Origin of the sequence: Halomonas sp. ND22Bw (assembly GCF_003011945.1) — a bacterium.
GTDB classification, from domain to species: Bacteria; Pseudomonadota; Gammaproteobacteria; order Pseudomonadales; family Halomonadaceae; genus Halomonas; species Halomonas halophila.
On sequence record NZ_PXWD01000340.1, the window covers coordinates 1 to 360 of the forward strand.

Annotated in this window: 1 protein-coding gene; it reads left to right on the plus strand. The window is 62.5% G+C overall.

Features of this window, described 5'->3' with window-relative positions; translation table 11 throughout:
- Positions 1–164: 164 nt before the first annotated feature.
- Positions 165–332, plus strand: coding sequence for a hypothetical protein (locus CVH10_RS25815; protein ID WP_181244487.1), 168 nt, complete (start codon positions 165–167; stop codon positions 330–332).
- Positions 333–360 lie beyond the last annotated feature (28 nt).

Here is a 360-nt window from a genome sequence, read left to right on the forward strand (position 1 = left end):
CCCGTGTTTGTCAGTCGACTCCTACAAGACCGATGCGATCGGTGGCCGCGACGGCTGGCCGCATCGTGCGAGACCCTTCCAGGCTGAGGTCGAGCCGGCTCCCGTTCCTACAGGAACCCTGCGTTCGACATGGCACCTTGCATTCATCACTCGGAGGAATTTCCATGACCAACGTTCACACGTCGACGCCTGTACCAACGCCTGAAGAGGAGGCTCTGCTCGAGCAAGCACGCCACGAAGCCCAGGAGCGCGTGGCGGCATTGCATGTGGAAGAGGGGACCGTGCAGTCGGAGAAGGCGCAGAAGTCGCCGCACCCTGACGACCATGACTAGAAGGGCGGCGGTCGAACGTTCAGGGCAG